Annotated in this window: 1 protein-coding gene; it reads left to right on the forward strand. The window is 73.9% G+C overall.

All coding sequences use genetic code 11. From position 1 onward, the window contains the following. A partial coding sequence (locus tag VIB55_RS22070) for an amino acid adenylation domain-containing protein (RefSeq protein ID WP_331878837.1) occupies positions 1-2606 on the forward strand: 2606 nt, incomplete at both ends.

The raw sequence follows: 2606 nt of genomic DNA on the forward strand, positions 1-2606 counted from the left end.
GGCGGCGGACGACGGCCGGAGCGTGGACCGCATCCCCATCCTCCCCGAAGCCGAGCGCGCCCTGGTGCTGCGGGAGTGGAACGCGACGGAGGCCGCGTACCCGCGCCAGGCATGCGTCCACGAGCTGTTCGAGGCCCAGGCGGCGCGCACCCCGGGCGCGGTGGCGGTGGTGTTCGAGGACCAGCAGGTGACGTACGCAGAGCTGAACGCGCGGGCCAACCGGCTGGCCCACCACCTCCGCGCGCTCGGCGCGGGCGCCGGCGCGCGGGTGGGGATCTGCGTGGAGCGCAGCGTGGAGATGGTGGTGGGGCTGCTGGCCATCCTCAAGGCCGGCGGCGCCTACGTGCCGCTCGACGCCAGCTACCCGGTGGCCCGGCTGCGCGACATGGTCGAGGACAGCGCCCCGGCCGTCCTCCTGACGCACCCGCCGCTGGCCGCCACCGCCGCCGAGCTGTCGGCGGGGTTCGCCATGCCGGTGCTCGACCTCGCCGCCGACGAGGCGTGGGCGGTCGATCCGGCGACGAATCCCGGCCGGGATGGCGTGGGGCCGGGGAGCCTGGCGCACGTGCTGTTCACCTCGGGCTCCACCGGCCGCCCCAAGGGGGTGATGCTGGAGCACGGCAGCCTCGTCAACCGGCTGGCGTGGATGCAGGACCGCTACGGGATGCAGCCGCACGAGGCGCTCCTGCAGAAGACGCCGTTCTCCTTCGACGTCTCGTTCTGGGAGTTCTTCTGGCCGCTGATGGTGGGTGCCCGGCTGGTGATGGCGCGCCCCGGCGGCCACCGCGACCCGGCGTACCTGGCCGAGACGATCCGCCGCGAGGGGATCACCGTGGCGCACTTCGTCCCCTCGATGCTGCAGCTGTTCCTGGAGCACCCGGACGCGGCGCGCTGCACGGGCCTCCTCCGAGTCCCGGTGAGCGGCGAGGCGGTTTCGGCGGCGCTGGTGCGGCAGTTCCACGAGCGGCTTCCCCGCGTGGGCCTCTTCAACCAGTACGGGCCGACGGAATCCGGCGAGGTGACCGAGTGGGCGTGCGACCCCGGCGCGGAGCGCGTTTCCATCGGCCGGGCGATCCACAATTCCGCGGTCTACGTCCTGGACCGCGCGGGCGAGCCGGCGCCGGTGGGGGTGGCCGGCGAGCTGTTCATCGGCGGCGTGGCGGTGGCGCGGGGATACCTGGGCCGGCCGCGGCTGACGGCGGAGCGGTTCGTTCCCGATCCCTTCGGCGAGCCGGGCGCGCGGATGTACCGCAGCGGCGACCTGTGCCGGTGGCTCCCCAATGGGACGCTGGAGTACCTGGGACGGAGCGACTTTCAGGTAAAGGTCCGCGGCTTCCGCGTGGAGCCGGGCGAGATCGAGGCGCGGCTCGCAGCCCACCCCGGCGTGCGCGAGGCGGTGGTGCTCGCGCTGGACGACGGCTCCGGCGGCAAGCGGCTGGTGGGATACTTCGTGGGCGAGGCGCTGGATAGCGAGGCGCTCCGTGCGCATCTGTCCGCGCAGCTGCCGGAGTACATGGTCCCCGCGGCGCTCGTGCGGCTGGACTCGTTTCCCGTCACCCCCAACGGCAAGCTGGACCGCCGGGCCCTCCCCGCTCCCGGCGCGGACGCCTTCGCCGCGCGTGCGTACGAGGCGCCCGTGGGCGAGACGGAGACCGCGCTGGCCGCGATCTGGTCGGACCTGCTGGGGGTAGAGCAGGTGGGCCGCGGCGACCACTTCTTCGCGCTGGGCGGGCACTCGCTGCTGGCGGTGCGGGTCGTTTCGCGCGTGCGGCAGGCGGTCGGGCTGCAGGCGGAGGTCGGCGACCTCTTCGTCCGGCCCGTGCTGGCGGATTTCGCGCGCGGGCTGGCGGCGTCCGCGCGGGCAGAGGCGCCGGCGATCACGCCCGTGGACCGGAGCGGGCCCATCCCCCTTTCCTTCGCCCAGCAGCGGCTGTGCGTGATGGAGCAGATGGGCGGCCTGGGCAGCACGTACCACATCGCCTCGCGCCTGCGGATGACGGGCGAGCTGCACCGGGACGCGCTCGCGGGCGCGCTGGACCGCATCGTCGCCCGCCACGAGGTGCTGCGCACCACCTTCGCGGAGGTGGACGGGGTTCCCGAGCAGCGGATCGCGCCGGTGGACGGGAGCGGCTTCGCCCTCGATGAATACGATCTAAGTGGGGCGGACGAGGCGGAGCTCGAAAAGCTGCTGTCCGACGCGGCGCGTGCACCCTTCGACCTGCAGCGCGGGCCGCTCATCCGCGGGCGCCTGGTCCGGCTGGGCGCCGACGACCACGTGCTGCTCATCACCATGCACCACATCGTCAGCGACGGCTGGTCGATGGGGGTGCTCTTCGACGAGCTCGCCGCGCTCTACGCCGCCCACGTGCAGGGCAGGGAGGCGAACCTTCCCGATCTGCCGGTGCAGTACGCCGACTACGCGGGCTGGGAGCGGAAGTGGATGGGGGGCGAGCTGCTGGAGCGGCAGGCCGGCTACTGGGAGCAGGCGCTCGCGGGCGCGCCGGAGCTGCTGGAGCTGCCCACCGACCACGCGCGGCCACCGAAGCAGGACTTCGCCGGTGACTCGGTGCCGCTGGAGCTGGGCGGTGAGCTGACGGCGGGGGTGA

The sequence above is a fragment of the Longimicrobium sp. genome, from assembly GCF_036554565.1.
Taxonomy (GTDB): domain Bacteria; phylum Gemmatimonadota; class Gemmatimonadetes; order Longimicrobiales; family Longimicrobiaceae; genus Longimicrobium.